Annotated in this window: 13 protein-coding genes and 1 tRNA gene; 7 read left to right on the plus strand and 7 right to left on the minus strand. The window is 67.6% G+C overall.

Annotated elements, in window-relative coordinates; genetic code table 11:
* Positions 1–31: 31 nt before the first annotated feature.
* The gene (locus tag ACK3BB_RS21285; RefSeq protein ID WP_428926638.1) at positions 32–1,285 is read right to left on the minus strand and encodes a c-type cytochrome; all 1,254 of its coding nucleotides are present in this window, start codon (positions 1,283–1,285) and stop codon (positions 32–34) included.
* A 779-nt stretch (positions 1,286–2,064) separates the two neighbouring features.
* Here ACK3BB_RS21285 and ACK3BB_RS21290 point away from each other — a divergent pair.
* The 3 genes from ACK3BB_RS21290 (at position 2,065) to ACK3BB_RS21300 (ending at position 6,891) form a co-directional block, all read left to right on the plus strand.
* A complete protein-coding gene (locus ACK3BB_RS21290; protein ID WP_428926639.1) occupies positions 2,065–3,810 on the plus strand; it encodes a sigma-54-dependent Fis family transcriptional regulator in 1,746 nt (581 codons plus the stop codon).
* Positions 3,811–3,950: 140 nt separating this feature from the next.
* The gene (locus ACK3BB_RS21295) at positions 3,951–5,750 is read left to right on the plus strand and encodes an NAD(P)/FAD-dependent oxidoreductase (protein ID WP_428926640.1); all 1,800 of its coding nucleotides are present in this window, start codon (positions 3,951–3,953) and stop codon (positions 5,748–5,750) included.
* Positions 5,751–5,838: 88 nt separating this feature from the next.
* On the plus strand, positions 5,839–6,891 hold the full coding sequence (locus ACK3BB_RS21300; protein WP_428926641.1) for a 2,3-butanediol dehydrogenase: 1,053 nt from the start codon (positions 5,839–5,841) through the stop codon (positions 6,889–6,891).
* A 542-nt stretch (positions 6,892–7,433) separates the two neighbouring features.
* On the opposite strand, the gene ACK3BB_RS21305 is transcribed toward ACK3BB_RS21300, so the two are convergent.
* The 5 genes from ACK3BB_RS21305 to ACK3BB_RS21325 form a co-directional block, all read right to left on the minus strand.
* Positions 7,434–7,509 (minus strand) — tRNA-Trp (locus ACK3BB_RS21305).
* Positions 7,510–7,587: 78 nt separating this feature from the next.
* A complete protein-coding gene (locus ACK3BB_RS21310) occupies positions 7,588–8,241 on the minus strand; it encodes a CatB-related O-acetyltransferase (RefSeq protein WP_428926642.1) in 654 nt (217 codons plus the stop codon).
* A gap of 375 nt (positions 8,242–8,616) precedes the next feature.
* Positions 8,617–9,276, minus strand: a complete 660-nt coding sequence (locus tag ACK3BB_RS21315) for a CatB-related O-acetyltransferase (RefSeq protein ID WP_428926643.1) — start codon at positions 9,274–9,276, stop codon at positions 8,617–8,619.
* Positions 9,277–9,498: 222 nt separating this feature from the next.
* Positions 9,499–10,674, minus strand: a complete 1,176-nt coding sequence (tuf, locus tag ACK3BB_RS21320) for an elongation factor Tu (RefSeq protein ID WP_428926602.1) — start codon at positions 10,672–10,674, stop codon at positions 9,499–9,501.
* A 205-nt stretch (positions 10,675–10,879) separates the two neighbouring features.
* Positions 10,880–11,515 carry a hypothetical protein gene (locus ACK3BB_RS21325; RefSeq protein ID WP_428926644.1) on the minus strand — a complete coding sequence of 212 codons (636 nt, stop codon included), beginning with the start codon at positions 11,513–11,515 and terminating at the stop codon, positions 10,880–10,882.
* 366 nt (positions 11,516–11,881) lie between these two features.
* On the opposite strand from ACK3BB_RS21325, the gene ACK3BB_RS21330 reads away from it, so the two are divergent.
* Complete coding sequence (locus tag ACK3BB_RS21330) at positions 11,882–12,889, plus strand: Hint domain-containing protein (RefSeq protein ID WP_428926645.1); 1,008 nt, start codon at positions 11,882–11,884, stop codon at positions 12,887–12,889.
* A 103-nt stretch (positions 12,890–12,992) separates the two neighbouring features.
* On the opposite strand, the gene parC is transcribed toward ACK3BB_RS21330, so the two are convergent.
* The gene (parC, locus tag ACK3BB_RS21335; protein WP_428926646.1) at positions 12,993–15,335 is read right to left on the minus strand and encodes a DNA topoisomerase IV subunit A; all 2,343 of its coding nucleotides are present in this window, start codon (positions 15,333–15,335) and stop codon (positions 12,993–12,995) included.
* Between the two features lie 210 nt (positions 15,336–15,545).
* Here parC and ACK3BB_RS21340 point away from each other — a divergent pair, with 210 nt between their 5' ends.
* The 3 genes from ACK3BB_RS21340 (at position 15,546) to ACK3BB_RS21350 (ending at position 17,548) form a co-directional block, all read left to right on the plus strand.
* A complete protein-coding gene (locus tag ACK3BB_RS21340) occupies positions 15,546–16,292 on the plus strand; it encodes an SH3 domain-containing protein (protein WP_428926647.1) in 747 nt (248 codons plus the stop codon).
* Positions 16,293–16,450: 158 nt separating this feature from the next.
* The gene (locus ACK3BB_RS21345) at positions 16,451–17,278 is read left to right on the plus strand and encodes an SDR family NAD(P)-dependent oxidoreductase (RefSeq protein ID WP_428926648.1); all 828 of its coding nucleotides are present in this window, start codon (positions 16,451–16,453) and stop codon (positions 17,276–17,278) included.
* Between the two features lie 72 nt (positions 17,279–17,350).
* Positions 17,351–17,548 (plus strand): twin transmembrane helix small protein, encoded by a 198-nt coding sequence (locus ACK3BB_RS21350; protein ID WP_428926649.1) that lies wholly within the window; start codon positions 17,351–17,353, stop codon positions 17,546–17,548.
* Positions 17,549–17,570: the final 22 nt, after the last annotated feature.

Below are 17,570 nucleotides of genomic sequence, written 5' to 3' on the forward strand. Positions count from 1 at the left end.
TTTCGGGGCCGTCGGGGGTGTTGGTCCGGGATCACCGGGTCGGGGGTGTGCCGAACAGGCCCTTGCGCACCCGGGCGATGCTGTCGCCGAGGTCGGTCCAGTCCGGCGCCCCGGTCCGGCCACGCAGGTAGATGGCCAGCGCCTCGAGGTCGGCATCCCCGAGCACCGGAGCAAAGCCCGGCATGATCGGGGCGATGCCTTCCCCCTCGGCGGGGATACCGCCCAGGATCAGCTGCATGAGGTTGTCGGCCCTGGACGCCTGCAGGGGGCCGGACAGGGTAAGCTCCATCGCCCCGAGCGGCAGCGGGCGAGCACCATCGTGACAGGATGCGCAGGTGAGGCGATAGACCTCTGCCCCCCTGCCCCCGGCCAGATCTGGGCCCAGAGCCGGGGCCGGATCGGGCGACAGAGCCGCCTGCCATCCGGCCACCTGTGGGGCAACGACCGGCGCGGCTGCAGCCTGGCCCCGGGCGCCCGGCCCGGCAGGACCATCGCCCAGGTTGGCGATGTAATGCGCCATGGCGGCGACATCGGCGGGTGCGGCCTGTGCCAGGTTCTCGGTCACGGGCTTCATGGGCCCAAGCGCAACGCCATGCCCCGGCGCGAAACCCTTCGTAAGGTACTGGACCAAGCTCTCCTCGGTCCAGGGAATGGCCGAAGTCGAATAGGGACCGAGCCCGACCGCCTGCCAGCCCTCGGCGCTTCCGCCCGCGAAGGGCCGGCTGCGGATCTCTCCCCCCGCCAGATTCCGGGGCGAATGGCAGGAGGAACAATGACCCAGCCCCTCGACAAGGTAGCGGCCCCGGTTCCATTCGGCACCCCGTTCTGGATCATCGACTAGCGGCCTCCTGTCCAGGAACAGCAGGTTCCAGCCGACCACCACCTTGCGAACGCTGATCGGGAACGGCAGATCGTTCCGCGGCGCCTCTGCCCGGACCGGGGGCAGCGACATGACATAGGCATAAAGCGCCTGCAGATCGCCATCGGTCAGGCGGCTGAAATGGTCATAGGGGAAGGCGGGATAAAGATGCCGACCCTCCCGGTCCACGCCCCGGCGCATCGCCCGGTCGAAAGCCGCCTGCGACCAGCGGCCGATCCCGGTTTCGGCATCCGGGGTGATGTTGGTGGAATGGATCGTCCCGAAGGGCGTCTCCAGCGCCACGCCCCCGGAATAGGCAGGCCCGTTCACGGGCGAATGGCAGGTTCGGCAATCGCCGATCAGCGCGAGGTTGCGGCCCGTGGCGACCAGGTCCGGGTCAAAACCCTCGGACGGCGGTGGGGCCATGGGGTCCAGGGCCGGTTCCCAAGCGTACCACAGGGCCCCCAGGCCACCGGCCAGGCCGAGCACTCCGGCGCAGAGCAAAAGGCCGGCCCGCATCAAGACGGCCTCACCGCCCGAATTACGAAAAAGCGCGCGGCCCGCACGGCACCTGGCTCGGCCCCCGAAGACGCCCCGCACGCTCTGCCAGATCCGCTTGTCGTCGTTTGCATGGCCTTGCCCCGCTGCCTTGTCGGACCGCCAACCGAGCGGTCCAGCTTCGCGAGCAACATCAGCGATGCGGCAACAGGAAAACATCATACGTAGGTTTCGGGACACCCGCGGCGCGCGCAGAGCTCCGCAATCCGCGTTGGCACCCGACCCGTTGATCAACGTGTTCCGCCACGGGCCGGGTGATTGGCCCCCATGAGCGCGGGGGTTGGGTGCGGCACCTGTCGCTCCGGAAGCAGGGCGGACCTTTGGTGCCGCGGTGACCGGCGCGCCCAGGTGAAACGGTCGCCAGAATGACCCCCGGCCCGATCCAGCCATTCACGTTGCTCTGCCGCTTCACGCCGGGGCTTGTCGGGCGTCGCACGGGCACGTGGATCAGGTCAGAGGGTATCGGAGCAACGTGACACTCGGCGATGCCGCGCCATTGATCCAAACGCCGATCACGACACACAGGTTTGCCAGCGATCCGAAGGGGCCGGAGCCTGAGACCAAAGTCCACCGTCCGGTGAGCGTGGTTTTGATTGTTCAGGTGAGCACGCTTTTGATTGTATAGTCGGCATCAGGAGAACGTTCCGATGGTCGAGCGACGCCACGTAGAGGAAATCGCGCAGGTGCTGGATGGTCTTGCCACCGGGCGGGACAGCTATGTGGATGCCTCCTGGCGGCGCTGTGTCGAACTCTACGGCATGGATCCCGAACGCAGCGAGCCCGCGCATATCGTCACCGAGGCCGAGTTCCGTGCCCATCGCGACCAGGCCGACTGGATGATCGGCGCGGCCCGCGCCAGCCTGCAGAGCCTCTTCCGGCAGGTCGCCGGACAGAATTACGTGCTGCTGCTGACCGATGCCAAAGGGGTCTGCGTCGACTTCTTCGGCGACAGCCTCTTTGCCGACGAGCTGCGCGGGGCGGGGCTCTATCTTGGCTCGAACTGGTCCGAGGAACTTGCCGGAACCTGTGGCGTGGGCGCTTGCATCGTGACCGGCGAGCCGGTCACGGTTCACCAGGACGACCATTTCGGCAGCGCCCATACCGCGCTTTCGTGCACCTCTGCCCCGATCCATGACAGCCTTGGCCAACTGGCCGCAGTGCTCGACATCTCGTTGCTGCGTTCGCCCTCTGCGAAAAGCAGCCAGAACCTGGCCATGTCGCTGGTGACGGCGGCGGCGCGGCGGGTCGAGATGGCGAACCTGATGGCCGCGAGCCGTCGCGAATGGGTGTTGCGGTTTTCCTCCAGCCCGGAGTTCCTCGATGTGGACCCGGAATGCGCGGTGGCCCTGGACGGGTCGGGCCGGGTGATCGGGGCCACCCATGCAGCAAAGCGGATGCTCTCGCGCGGGGGGCGCCTGATCGGAGAACGGATCGACGGGCTGCTCGGGATCGGCGTCGACGATCTTCCCGACCTGATGCGGGATCGCCCGACCGAGGAGCGTGTGGTGGCCCTTGGCGATGGTGGCGCGGTCTTCGGCCACGCGATCGCGCCCCAGGCCCCGCGCCGGCCGCGCACCGCGCCTTCGCCGGCCGCGCGACCCGGCGGGGGCGTGCTGTCCGGGCTTGCCGGCCACGACCCGGCAATGACCCGATTGCTGTCGCGGGCCGAGCGGTTGGCCGGAACACCCGTCCCGCTGCTGGTCTGTGGCGAGAGCGGCAGCGGCAAGACCAAGCTCGCCCGTGCGCTTCACATGGCTTCCCGCCGCGCCGGCTTCATCACGGTCGACTGCGCCGGGGCGGGGGCTGCCGAGATGGCGTCGGCGTTTGACAGCCAGGCCGGGCCGGCAACGCTTCTCCTGCGGCGCATCGAAGACCTCTCCGCCTCTGCCGCCCGGGCGCTGCCGGGCCTTCTCGACGCGCATCCCGAGCTGCGCCCGGTCACCACGAGCGACCTCGCGCCGACTGCGCTGCTCTCGCACGAAACCCTGCCTTGCGCGCTCTATCACCGGCTCGCCGGGGCCGCCTTCGAGCTGCCGCCGCTGCGCGAGCGGCAGGATCTCGGCTGGCTGATCGACCGGCTGCTGCGGCGGCGCTCCGGTGGCGAGATGCGGTTGACGCCCTCGGCCCGCGCCGAGCTGATGGCCCGCGACTGGCCCGGCAACCTGCGCGAACTGGGCCATGTCCTCGATGTTGCCTGTGCCCTTGCGGAAGGCGCGGTGATCGATCTTACGGATCTGCCCGAGCCGCCGCGGCCATGTGTCGAAGAACAGAGTCTCGAGGCCGTGCTCGACGCCTGCAACTGGAACATGGCCCGCGCCGCGCGGCGGCTGGGCGTGAATCGCTCGACGGTCCTGCGGCGCATCCGCAAGGAAGGGTTGCGCGCGCCGAACTGACGCGTTGCGCGGCGTTGCGTTTGCAACATGCTGCGATGCCGCAACCCCGGAGACCGCCAAATTCGTCCGATCCCGGTGGCGGAATGGCCGTCGGGATCGCCACACTCTCCTCATCACATTGCCTATGAGGAGGATACGCAATGCTCGACACGACCGTCACCGCCGAGGTGCAGGACACGCTCGACCGCCTGAACGCCGCTCTGGAGGAGGGCAACGCGCAGGCCGCCGGCGCGCTTTTTACCACCGACAGCTACTGGCGCGACCTGATCGCCGTCACCTGGAACCTGAAGACCGTGGAAGGCCCCGCCGGCGTGCAGGACATGCTTGCGGCGCAGCTCAGGCACACCAGGCCCGGCCGCTTTGCCATCCAGCCCGGAGAGCTCCCCGGCGAGGAGGGTGGCGTCATCACGGCCTGGGTCACCTTCGAGACCGCTGTCGGCCGGGGGTGGGGGCTGATGCGCCTGAAGGACGGCCGCATCTGGACGTTGCTCACCGCGCTGCAGGAACTGAAGGGCTTCGAAGAGAACCGCGGCAAGCGCCGTCCGATGGGGGCCGAACACGGGGCCGCCAAGAACCGCAGGTCGTGGAAGGAAAAGCGCGAGGCCGAAGCTGCGGACCTTGGGTATGCCGAACAGCCCTACACCGTCATCATCGGCGGCGGCCAGGGCGGCATCGCGCTTGGCGCGCGGCTGCGCCAGCTTGGCGTGCCGACCATCGTGCTCGACAAGCATGACCGCCCCGGCGACCAGTGGCGGTCGCGCTACAAGTCGCTCTGCCTGCACGATCCGATCTGGTACGACCACCTGCCGTACATCAAGTTCCCCGACAACTGGCCGGTCTTCACGCCCAAGGACAAGGTGGGCGACTGGCTGGAGATGTACACCAAGGTCATGGAGATCAACTACTGGACCCGGTCCGAGGTCCAGAAGGCGGCCTATGACGAGGCCAGCGGCACCTGGGAGGTCAAGGTCAACCGCGACGGCCAGGAGGTGACGCTGCGCCCGACCCAGCTGGTTCTGGCCACCGGCATGTCGGGCAAGGCCAACATTCCCACCTTCCCGGGCATGGACAGCTTCAAGGGCGAAATCCAGCATTCCTCGCAGCATGCCGGGCCGGATGACTGGACCGGCAAGAAGGTGGTGGTCGTCGGCTCCAACAACTCGGCCCATGACATCTGCGCCGCGCTCTGGGAAGCGGATGCCGACGTGACCATGGTGCAGCGCAGCTCGACCCATATCGTGCGCTCGGACACGCTGATGGATATCGGCCTCGGCGCGCTCTATTCCGAGGACGCGGTGGCCAGCGGCATGACGACCGAGAAGGCCGACATGGTCTTTGCCTCGCTGCCCTACCGGATCATGCACGAATTCCAGATCCCGCTCTACGACCAGATGAAGGAGCGCGACGCCGAGTTCTACGCCGGGCTCGAACGGGCCGGTTTCGACCTCGACTGGGGCGATGACGGCTCGGGGCTGTTCATGAAATACCTCCGCCGCGGCTCGGGCTATTACATCGACGTGGGCGCCAGCCAGCTCATCATCGACGGCGAGGTCAAGCTGGTGAAGGGGCAGGTCGAGCGCTTCGACGAGACCGGCGTGGTGCTGGCCGACGGCACGCATCTCGATGCCGATCTCGTGGTGATGGCCACGGGCTATGGCAGCATGAACGGCTGGGCTGCCGATCTCATCAGCCAGGAGGTCGCCGACAAGGTCGGCAAGGTCTGGGGCCTCGGCTCGGACACCACCAAGGACCCCGGTCCCTGGGAGGGCGAGGAGCGCAACATGTGGAAACCGACCCAGCAGGAGAACCTCTGGTTCCACGGTGGCAACCTGCACCAGTCGCGGCATTATTCGCTGTACCTGGCGCTGCAGCTGAAGGCCCGGATGGAAGGCATCGACACGCCTGTCTACGGCCTTCAGGAGGTGCATCACCTGTCGTGATGCCCCACTTGGCGCGCCGTCACTGGCGCGCCCCGCGCCCGGCCCTTCCTCCTGCCGGGCGCATCCTTTCTGACATCGGAGAAAAGAAATGAAAGCAGCACGTTGGCATGGCGTGAAGGATATCCGCGTCGAAGACATCGCGGATCCGCAACCCGGCAAGGGCGAGGTGAAGGTCAAGGTCGCCTGGACCGGGATCTGCGGCAGCGATCTGCATGAATACCTGGCCGGGCCGATCTTCGTGCCGGTGGGCGAGGACCATCCGCTGAGCCACGACAAGGCGCCGATCACCATGGGGCACGAATATTGCGGCACGGTTGTCGAACTGGGCGAAGGTGTCACCGATCTTGCGATCGGCGACCGCGTCGCAATCGAGCCGATCTTTTCCTGCGGAACCTGCCCGGCCTGCCTGGAGGGCAAGTACAACCTCTGTGACAGCCTCGGGTTCGTCGGCCTGTCCGGCGGACATGGCGGTTTTGCTGCGCACAGCGTCGTGCCCGCGCGCATGGTCCACAAGATGCCCGAGGGGCTGTCGATGGAACAGGGCGCGCTGGTCGAGCCTGCGGCCGTCGCGCTGCATGCCGTGCGCCTGTCCAGGATCAAGGCCGGTGACAAGGCCGCCGTCTTTGGCGCGGGGCCGATCGGGCTTCTTGTGGTCGAGTCGCTGCGGGTGGCCGGGGCCTCCGAGATCCACGTCGTCGAACCGTCGGACGTTCGGCGGCAAAAGGCGCTGGATCTTGGTGCGACATCGGTGATCGATCCGACGGCCACCGACGCCGTGGCGGACATCTGCGCCGCGACGGGCGGGGTCCATGTTGCCTTCGAAGTGACCGGCGTGCCCCAGGTCCTGCCGCAATGCATCGACGCGACCCGCCACGAAGGACAGGTCCTGGTGGTTTCCATCTGGGAAAGGGACGCATCCTTCCAGCCCAACACGGTCGTGTTGAAGGAACGCCAGGTGCAGGGCACCATCGCCTATCGCAACGTCTATCCGGCGGTGATGGCGCTGATGACCCAGGGGTATTTCAGCGCGGATCAGCTGGTCACAAAACGCATCGCGCTGGAGGATATCGTCACCGAAGGCTTCGAGGCGCTGGTCGCGGAGAAGTCTCACGTGAAGATCCTGGTCGAGGCACCGGACTGACCCCCACCAGGCGACGCCGGCCGCCGCCGTATCGAACGGTGGCCGGCAAGGTGCGACGGGCTGTGCGCAACGCATGCGCCGACCTGCCGGGACGATCTGCAGCGAATGTTTTCCTCGTGCAGGGGCAAACCGCGTTTTCGGATTATGTGTGAGGGCTCGCCCTGCAGGGCCCTGGCCGCTTACGGGTCGTCTGCTGTGCCGGATGTTGCTGTCGTGTGCGCCATGTGCCGCGACGGTGCGGAATTTGTCCGTCTTTCATGATGCTGGGCACCGGACCGAAGGCCTGAACGGGCACGAAGCGGTCATCTGACGGCCCCCCGACTGCATCCGGGACCGGTGTCCCAATACCCTGCTTCCATCGGAAACATTCTGTCAGAAGGCGAAAACCTGGCTCCTGGTGAGCTGGCCGCTGACCTGCCCCCCCGCGGGTCCCTCGTTCATGACGAGCCGGCAAGGTTCTGTCGGAAGGACGGGTGGCAAATCCCTGAACCGGCGTGGCCGGTCACGGTTTCAAGTATCGATTCTGGTGTGGAATGTCCAAATGGCAGGGGCAGCAGGGTTCGAACCCGCGACCTACGGTTTTGGAGACCGTCGCTCTACCAGCTGAGCTATACCCCTAGGACCGGCTTGCTGAATAGGCGGGCCGGCAGGCAGATGCAAGGGGAAACCACAGACTTTCCCCGATTGCCCCGGCGTTCACCCAGCCTCGGCCGCGGCGCGCAGGCGGGCGGGATCGCCGCCGCAGATTGCCGCCTCCTGCGCCAGGATGCGGGCGATGGGCCAATCCCACCAGGCGATGTCCAGCAGGGCCTCGACGGTGGCCGCGTCGAACCGGTGGCGGATCACCCGGCCGGGGTTGCCGGCCACGACCGAATAGGGCGCGATGCGGCCACCGACCACGGCGCCGGTGCCAATGATGCAGCCGCTGCCGATCCGCGCTCCGGGCAGGATGCGCGCGCCCTGGCCGAACCAGACATCATGGCCGATCACCGTGTCGGGATGCGGCCCGTCGGGCAGCGAGGGGCGGTCCGGATCCATGCCGTCGAAGATGGCAAAGGGATAGGTCGAAATGCCGTCGTGACGGTGATTGGCCGATGCGGTGACAAAGGTCACCCCGTCGGCGATCTGGCAGAATCGCCCGAGGATCAGCCGTTCGGGCGAGGCGGGATAGAGATAGGGCGCCAGGTGCATGGCCCAGTCGTCCGGGGGACGGTGGGCCGAGGCATAGGTATAGGCGCCGACCTGCCAGCGCGGATGGTCGATGGCGGCGTTCAGAAAGACGGTGCCCAGGTGGGGCTGGCCGTCGGGCATGATGAGGGGGTGCCGTTCACAGGCTTGGGGAAAGGGCATGACGCTGTCCTTGGCAGGGCGGCCCCGGGCGGGGCGCCGGACGGGAAAAGATCGGGCGGATCAGTTCAGCGTCTTGTCCATGTCACCCTCCGACGGTTGCATGGCTCAAGCTAGGTGCCGGGCGGGCCGGGATCAAGTCCCGCGCCGGGTCTGCCCGTTTGGCGCGGGGTTGCGCTTCGCCATGGTGCGGGTTTGCCCGCCGGTATCGAGCGGGCATCGTCATGGCCCCGGCGTTGGCCCGCAACCGGACCATGCCCCCTTCGAAACCGGCGGACGCCGGCGCAGGAGGACAGGCATCAGATCTGCCCCGGGCGGCCGCAAGTCACCGGACCGTCTCAGGACCACCCCGGCGACAAGGCAGGCAACGCGCGGGCCTCAGCCCGTTGCAGCGGCGGCCCGCAACCGGTCCAGCCGGGCGCCACAGATCGCGGCCTCGTTGTCCAGGATGCGCTCGATCGGCCAATCCCACCAGGCAATGTCGAGCAGGGCCGCGATGGTCTCGTCGTCGAAACGGCGGCGCACCACGCGGGCAGGGTTGCCGGCCACGACCGAATAGGGCGCGACCTCGCCCGTCACCACAGCCCCGGCCCCGATGATCACCCCGGAACCGATCCGCGCGCCGGGCAGGATGCGCGCGTCCTGGCCGACCCAGACGTCATTCCCGATCACCGTGTCCGGCCCCGGATCGGGGTTGGACGGCCGGCCTTTCATCTTGCCGCCCCCGAAGGCCGCGAAGGGAAAGGACGAAAAGCCGTCATAGCGGTGATGGGCCGAGGCCGTGATGAAGAGCGCGCCATCGGCGATCTGGCAGAACTTGCCGATGGTCAGGGTCTCGGGCGAGAAGATGTGCAGGTAGGGCGCCAGCCGAGCGGCCCAGTCGGCCGGCGGATCGAAGGCGCTGGCATAGGTATAGGCGCCGACGCTGATGCGGTGATGGTCGATGGCATTGGCCAGAAAGACCACGCCTTCATGCGCAGTGCCGTCGCGCAGGATCACCGGGTTCAGCGTGTCGGCAGAGGGAAAGGGCGGCGGCATGGGCAAGGGCCTTGGATGGGGACGGAGGGGATCGGACGCGATCGGACGGGGCCATCCTGTCGCCGGGCGGGCCGGGCGGCAAGCCGCAAAGCCCCCTGCCCCGGACCGGCCGATGCGCCGATCAGCGCCCGGGCAAGGCAAAGGGGCGCGCGGATCTCTCCGCACGCCCCCGAATGATGTGTCGCAAGGATCGCCCGGCCCGAAAGGGCCGGACCGACCGTCTTACTCGACGATTTTGGACACCACGCCCGCGCCGACGGTGCGGCCGCCTTCGCGGATTGCAAAGCGCAGGCCCTGCTCCATGGCGATCGGGGCGATCAGCTCGACGCCGAACGACACGTTGTCGCCGGGCATGACCATCTCGGTGCCTTCGGCCAGCGTCACGGTGCCCGTCACGTCGGTCGTCCGGAAGTAGAACTGCGGACGGTAGTTCGCGAAGAACGGCGTGTGACGGCCACCCTCTTCCTTGGTCAGGATGTAGGCTTCGGCTTCGAACTTGGTGTGCGGGGTCACCGAGCCGGGCTTGCAGAGAACCTGGCCGCGCTCGACCTTCTCACGGTCGATGCCGCGCAGCAGGGCGCCGATGTTGTCGCCGGCTTCGCCGCGGTCCAGCAGCTTGCGGAACATTTCAACGCCCGTGCAGGTCGTTTTCTGCGTGTCCTTGATGCCCACGATCTCGATTTCGTCGCCGACGTTGATCACGCCACGCTCGACGCGGCCGGTCACAACCGTGCCGCGGCCCGAGATCGAGAACACGTCTTCGATCGGCATCAGGAAGGGCTGGTCAACGGCCCGCTCGGGCGTGTCGATGTACTCGTCGACAGCGGCCAGCAGTTCCTTGATCTTGTCTTCGCCGATGTTCGCGTCACGGCCTTCCAGCGCGGCCAGGGCCGAGCCGGCGATGATCGGAATGTCGTCGCCCGGGTATTCGTACGATTCCAGCAGCTCGCGGACTTCCATTTCCACCAGCTCGAGCAGTTCCTCGTCATCCACCTGGTCGACCTTGTTCAGGAAGACGACCATCTTCGGGATGCCGACCTGGCGGCCCAGCAGGATGTGCTCGCGCGTTTGCGGCATCGGGCCGTCGGCGGCGTTCACGACCAGGATCGCGCCGTCCATCTGGGCGGCACCGGTGATCATGTTCTTGACGTAGTCGGCGTGGCCGGGGCAGTCGACGTGGGCGTAGTGACGGTTTTCCGTCTCGTATTCCACGTGAGCCGTCGAGATCGTGATCCCGCGGGCCTTTTCTTCCGGCGCGCCGTCAATCTGGTCATAGGCCTTGAAGTCGCCGAAATACTTCGTGATCGCAGCCGTCAGCGTCGTCTTGCCGTGGTCAACGTGACCGATCGTGCCGATGTTCACGTGCGGTTTCGTACGCTCAAACTTTTCCTTTGCCATGTCCGTGGCGCCCTTTTGCGATTTGGGGGTCGCGTTCCCGACCCGGTTTATCTCTGCGCGCGGCACATATTGGGTTCAGGGGTGAAAATCAAGCACCAGTCGTGCCACCCCAAGCCGCTGCACCTTCGTGTGATTCACGGGCGTCACCGGGATCGTGCCGGGCGGACAGGCCGCCCCGCACGGCCCCGGCCGGGGCCCGATGGCATCAGCCCTCGTCCGCCGGGACGGGGACCGTCGTCAAGGCGGAGTCCTGGATCGCCGCCCCCTCGGGCAGGACCCGGGCGGAGGTCGCCGCGCCCGGGCGCGGATCGAACCAGCCCTTGGTCGCGTGCTGTTCGGCCAGCCATTCCTCGACCCGGTCCATGGCATTGTCGGCCAGGCCCTGCATCTGTTCTTCCTTGGTCCGCGAATGGCCGGACCCGACGGCAAACGATTCGCCAGTCGTGTCCTCGAGGATGGTAAACGTCTCGGGCTCGGCATTCAGCTTGGAGGCCGCCGCATCATCCCAGACCGTCACGTTGATGATCAGCGCCGAGCGCGGGTTGTAGACCACCGGCACGCCCGGAGGCGCCAGCATGTAGCCTTCGACGCTGATGCCCAGGTGATAGAGCTGGTTGCCCTCGTAGCGGCCAAACCGGTCGGCCACGGCCGTCTTCAGCGTGTCGACCCATTCCTCGGGCGTGGCATCGCGCGAGATCGGGCCTTTCTTCATCTTCGAGGCAATGACCACATTGTGGCCCAGCCGGAAGGCGCCCAGGTCCTGCGGCGGGCGCAACCCGTCATCGGCGGTACATCCAAGAAGCAGGGCGGACAGCGCCAGGCAGGCAAAAATGCGGATCATCGGGCCTCTCTTGCGGCAATCTACGTTGCCGACAGGCAATAGACCGGCTGGGCGCGGGGTTCAATTCACAGATGCCCGATGGCCCCGGACCCGGGCGAGTCGCCGGCGGGCCGTGGCCAATGGGCCGATACATTGCGATCCCCGCAACAATCCGCCGAAACCGCCGCGCCGTCGGCGAAATGCTGCGCCGAACGGAAGATCCCTCAATTTCGCCACGAGTTTCGGAATAAACCGTCACGCTTTGACCACGTTTTCGCCACGACTTTCGACAATGGTTAACGACGCCCGGCACGGTCCGACCGTCTCCCGGAGTACAGTTTTCGTAACGTAACCAGTGAATTTTCGTTGACCCAGAAAGGTTCATTAATGCCCGTTCTCTCCCTCCAGCCCTGGTCCCAGTTCTCGCGCCCCGATGACGAGGCCCCGCAGACCCCCGGCACGATCGTCTTTCACGGCGGCCCGCCGATGCCCCTGATCCTGCGGGCGCATGGCGGCAGCGGGCTGCTGGAACTGGAACAGGCGGTGGAGATCGACGGCACGGCTTATCCCTGTGGCGCGGTGGTCGGCACCCCGGCGCTGGCCGGTTCCGCCGGCGGCCAGGCCGGCCACGTGCTGACCATCGACGAGGTCGCCGTGGGCATCGCCCCGGGCCCCGACCAGGTGCTGGCGGCCGGCGACCTGCTGGACATCGCCCTGGCGCCCGAGGGCGGCCAGCCCCGGACCGAACCGCATGACGGCATCCTGTGCTTTGCCGCCGGCACCCAGATCGACACGCCCGCCGGGCCGCGCCGGGTCGAGACCCTGCGCCCCGGGGAAATCCTGACGACCGAGGATCACGGGCCGATGCCGCTGCTCTGGACGGGACGGCGCGAGGTGCTCTTTGCCAAGGGCGACGACCGGTTCCGGCCGATCCAGTTCAAGCCCGGCAGCTTGGGCCCGAACAGCCCGACACGCGACCTGGTCGTGGCGCCGCATCACCACCTTGTGCTGCGCGGGCCCGACGTGGCCGAGCTGACCGGCAATACCGCGGCGCTGGCCCCGGCCGGAGCGCTGACCGAGCTGCGCGGCGTGCGCCAGATGCTGGGCAAGCGGCGGATCACCTATGTCCACCTGATGCTGGAAGGCCATGCCGTGCTGCGGGCCGAAGGCGCGGAATGCGAAAGCTTCTACCCGACGCCGGTGGCCCTGGCCGGGCTGGGCGACGATCAGCGGGCGGCGGTCTTTGCCCATGTGCCGGCCCTGCGCATCGCCCCGGAAACCGCCTTTGGCCCCACCGCCCTGCCGATGATCGGCTGGGCCGAGACCCGGGCCCTGGCCGCCGCGCGCAAGGCGCGCAGCAAGGCCGCCGAAGATCTGCCGATGGCCGCGGAATAGGCCCCGCGGCAGGCCCCCATCACCGGCTGTTGCCGGCCCCGGTGCCCGCCCTGTCGGCGGGGCGCCGGCCCGACCGGGGCGCCAGCGCGCCCCGGCGTCGTGTTCAGCCGAACTTGTAGTCGCGGGGGAAGCCGTGGGGCGGCTTCTTGCCCACGCCGGCCCGCTTGCCGACCCAGTCGGACATGTCGGGCTCGTGCCGCGTGCGGCCCCCGCCCATCGGCCAGCTGAGGCCTTCGGCAAAGGTAAAGGTCGTCAGGTCGGACAGCCCGCCATCCAGTTCCAGCGTGCCCTGACGGCCCCGGACCTGGTTGTACTTCTGCAGGCGCACGCCCTTGCCCCGGGTCATTTCGGGCAGATCGGTCAGCGGGAAGACCAGCAGACGGCCGTTCTCCGACACCACCGCCACGTGATCGCCGCGGACCGGGTGACAGATCCGGGCCACGTCGTCCTTGACGTTCAGCACCTGCTTGCCCGCCCGGGTCTGGGCCACCACGTCGGCCTCGGGCACGACAAAGCCGTTGCCCCCCTGCGAGGCCACGATCAGCTTTTCGCCCGGCCGGTGGATGAAGAAATCGACGATCTGGATGTCGTTGGGCAGGTCGACCATCAGCCGCAGCGGTTCGCCCATGCCCCGCCCGCCGGGCAGGTTGGCCGCCGACACCGTGTAGAACCGCCCGTTCGATCCGAAGACCAGCAGGCGGTCGGTCGTCTCGGCGTGGAAAATGAAGCGCGGGCCGTCGCCGTCCTTGAACTTCAGCTCCTGGCCCAGGTCGATATGGCCCTTCATCGCCCGCACCCAGCCCATCTGGGAACAGACCACGGTGATCGGCTCGCGGTCGATCATCGCCTCCAGCGGGACCTCTTCGACCTCGCCGGCCTCGGCAAAGCGCGTGCGCCGGGCGCCGCCGGCGTAATCCTTGCCAAAGGTCTTCTTGGTTTCCTTCAGCTGGTCCGAGATCCGCGCCCATTGCTTGGCCGGGTCTTCCAGCAGGTCTTCCAGCGCGGCCCGTTCGGCCATCAGCTCGGCCTGTTCGCGCAGCAGTTCCATCTCTTCCAGGCGGCGCAGCGAGCGCAGGCGCATGTTCAGGATGGCGTCGGTCTGCACCTCGGTCAGCTCGCCCTCGCCCGGCGGCGGGCTGCGGTAATCGCTTTCGTCGGTGGCCCGCACGAAATCGCGCGACCAATCCTCGCGCATCAGCGCGGCCTTGGGATCGTCATCGTAGCGGATGACGTCGATCACCCGGTCGAGGTTGAGGAAGGCGATGATGAAGCCTTCGAGCACTTCGAGCCGCTTGTCGATCTTGCCCAGCCGGTGGCGCGAGCGCCGTTGCAGCACGTCCTGCCGGTGGTCGAGGAAGGCGCGCAGCACTTCCTTGAGCGAACAGACCTTGGGCGTGACCCCGTCGATCAGCACGTTCATGTTCATCGAGAACCGCACTTCCAGGTCGGAATTGCGGTAGAGCATGCTCATCAGCACGTCGGGATCGACGTTCTTCGACCGGGGTTCCAGCACGATGCGGATGTCGTCGGCGCTTTCGTCGCGCACATCGGCCAGGATCGGCACCTTCTTGGTCTGGATCAGCTCGGCCAGCTTCTCGATCAGGCGCGACTTGGGCACCTGGTAGGGGATTTCCGTGACCACGATCTGCCACTGGCCGCGGCCCAGGTCCTCGATCTCGTAATGCGAGCGCAGGCGGAAGGCGCCCCGGCCGGTGCGATAGGCCTGGGCGATGCTTTCCTTGGGCTCAACGATCGTGCCGCCGGTCGGGAAATCGGGGCCCGGGATGTAGTTCAGCAGCGTGTCCTCGCGGGCGTCGGGCACCTTGATCAGGTGCAGGCAGGCGTCGCAGAGTTCCGAGATATTGTGCGGCGGGATGTTCGTCGCCATCCCCACGGCGATGCCGCTGGCACCATTGGCCAGCAGGTTGGGGAATTCGGCGGGCAGCACGACCGGCTCGGTCAGCGTGCCGTCGTAATTGTCGCGGAAATCGACGGCATCCTCGTCGAGACCCTGCAACAGGGCCTCGGCCACGATGGTCAGGCGGGCCTCGGTGTATCGACTGGCGGCCGGGTTGTCGCCGTCGATATTGCCGAAATTGCCCTGGCCGTCGACCAGCGGGTACCGCACGTTGAAATCCTGCGCCAGGCGGGCCATCGCGTCATAGATCGCGCCATCGCCGTGCGGGTGGTAATTGCCCATCACGTCGCCCGAGATCTTGGCCGACTTCCGGAAGCCTCCGGTGGCCGTCAGCCGCAGCTCTCGCATGGCATAGAGAATGCGCCTGTGCACGGGCTTGAGACCGTCCCGCGCATCGGGCAGGGCCCGGTGCATGATCGTGCTCAGCGCATAGGTCAGGTATCGCTCGCCGATGGCTCGGCGGAGCGGCTCGGGCACCTCGCCGGTGGGGGCGGGGTCCATGTTGGGGTCGTCGACCTTGTCGTTCATGAATGTGGTGATACGCCGCCCGTTCGGGGCCGTAAATCCCCCACGACACATGCGCTGGCGTCAGCCTGGCATGCGCAAAGATACCTATATATCCGCCGTTGGTCCGAATCGGTTACACTCATATGAGACGGAACCAGTCCGCTGCCACGGGCGTTTCCGTTACAATTGATGGCCCGTGATCGGGTCGACATGGTCCTGGGGGATATTGTCGTGCGTTTCGTTCTGATGAGTTTGGTTGTCATGGTGTTTGCCTTCTACGAGCTGAGCGGAGGCAAGGATTTCGTGCCCCGATCGGAAACCCGGCGCATGGCCGCCCAGGCCGAGGGGCTGCCCGGCTTCCCCGATACGCCCGGCACGGCGCGCCGCCCGGCGCAGCTGGCCGCGGCCACGCGGACCGATCTGCCGGTCACGCCGATCCGCAAGACCGCCACGCCCGCGCCCTCGCGGGCCGAGGCCATGGCCGCCGTCGACACCCCGCGCACCCGTGCCACCCCGGCCGAAGCCGCAACCATCGCCTCGGCCGCCGCCCCTGCCGGGCTGTATCCGCGCGCCGATGATGACGTCGCCTCGCCCGGCATCACGCTGGTGTCGCTGGAAGACAACCCGGCGCTCTTTGCCCAGCCGCTGATCCAGGATCGCGCCGCCGAGGAAAGCGACACCGTGACCGTCGCCCCGTCGCTGGCCACCGCCGTGGCCCGGCCTGTCACCGCCGCGCCCGACCCGGCCGCCGCCCCGCGCGACGATTTCATTTCGCCCCAGCGCGACATCCGCAGCGTCAACGGGTCGAGCGTCAACATGCGCAACGGGCCGGGCACCAATTACTCGGTGCTGGCCCGGCTGGGTCGCGATGCCAAGGTCGAGATCATCGCCGATCCGGGCAATGGCTGGGTCCAGCTGCGCCCGCTGCAGGGCGGCCCGGTCGGCTGGATGGCCGATTACCTGCTGACCCGCGGCTGATCCCGCGGGCATGACCGGCGCCGGGTCACGCAGCCCGGCCCGCCGGTGGTCCGGCAGCCATTGACCTGCCGGAACAGAGCCTTCTAGATGCCGGGGTGCGCGGCCATGTCCCGCCCCCGCCCTCGCCCCTCCCTGGCATCAGATCGCGACCGTCCCCCATGAAATCCATCCTGATCACCGGCTGCTCCTCGGGTATCGGCCTCGATGCCGCCCGCACGCTCAAGGCCAATGGCTGGCGCGTCTTTGCCGCCTGCCGCCAGCAGGCCGATTGCGACCGGCTCAAGGCCGAAGGGTTCGACAGCCCGCGGCTGGATTACACCGACCCCGCCACCATCGACAGCGCCATGGCCGAGGTCCTGGCCGCCACCGGCGGCACGCTGGACGCCCTGTTCAACAACGGCGCCCATGCCCTGAGCGGCCTGGTCGAAGACCTGCCCACCGACGGGCTGCGCGCGATTTTCGAGGCCAATGTCTTTGGCTGGCACGAGCTGACCCTGCGCGTCCTGCCCGTCATGCGTGCCCAGGGTCACGGCCATATCGTGCAATGTTCCTCGGCGCTGGGGCTGACCTTCATGCAGTTCCGCGGGGCCTATGCCGCGACCAAACATGCCATCGAGGCCCTGACCGACACGCTGCGGCTGGAACTGCGCGGCAGCGGCATCAAGGTTGTCCTGCTCGAACCCGGGCCGATCACCTCCGAATTCCGGCGCAACGGCATTCCCTGGTTCGAACGGTTCATCGACTGGCAGGGCTCGCCCATGCGGGCCACCTACGAAGACAAGCTGCTGCCCCGGCTTTATGCCGACAACCCGCCGCCCGACCGGTTCGAGCTGCCCGCCAGGGCGGTGTCGGACCGGCTGATGCGCGTGCTGAACAGCGACGACCCGGCGCCGCGCCACTACATCACCACGGCCACCTGGATTGCCGGCATCCTGATGCGCCTGCTGCCCACGCGCTGGGTCGATCGCACCCTGTCGCGGATGTGAGGCGAAACGACCCCTTCGCAATCCGGCCGTCGGGGGCTACATGATGGGGTGTCCCCGATGGAGGCCCGTCCCATGACCAGCGATCCCTTTTTCCTGCTCATCGTCCTTGCCGTGGTTGTCACGGCCCTGATCCTGGCCCTCGGCCTGGGCAATTTCGCACGCAGCGGGGACAAGCACGGCGAACGGTCCAACAAGCTGATGCGCTACCGGCTGATCGCCCAGTTCGTGGCCGTCGTGCTGATCGCGATCTACGTCTACACCAAGTTCTGATCCGCCGGCCCGCCCGGTCCGG

This window comes from Marinibacterium sp. SX1, from assembly GCF_050389775.1.
Taxonomy (GTDB): Bacteria; Pseudomonadota; Alphaproteobacteria; order Rhodobacterales; family Rhodobacteraceae; genus Marinibacterium.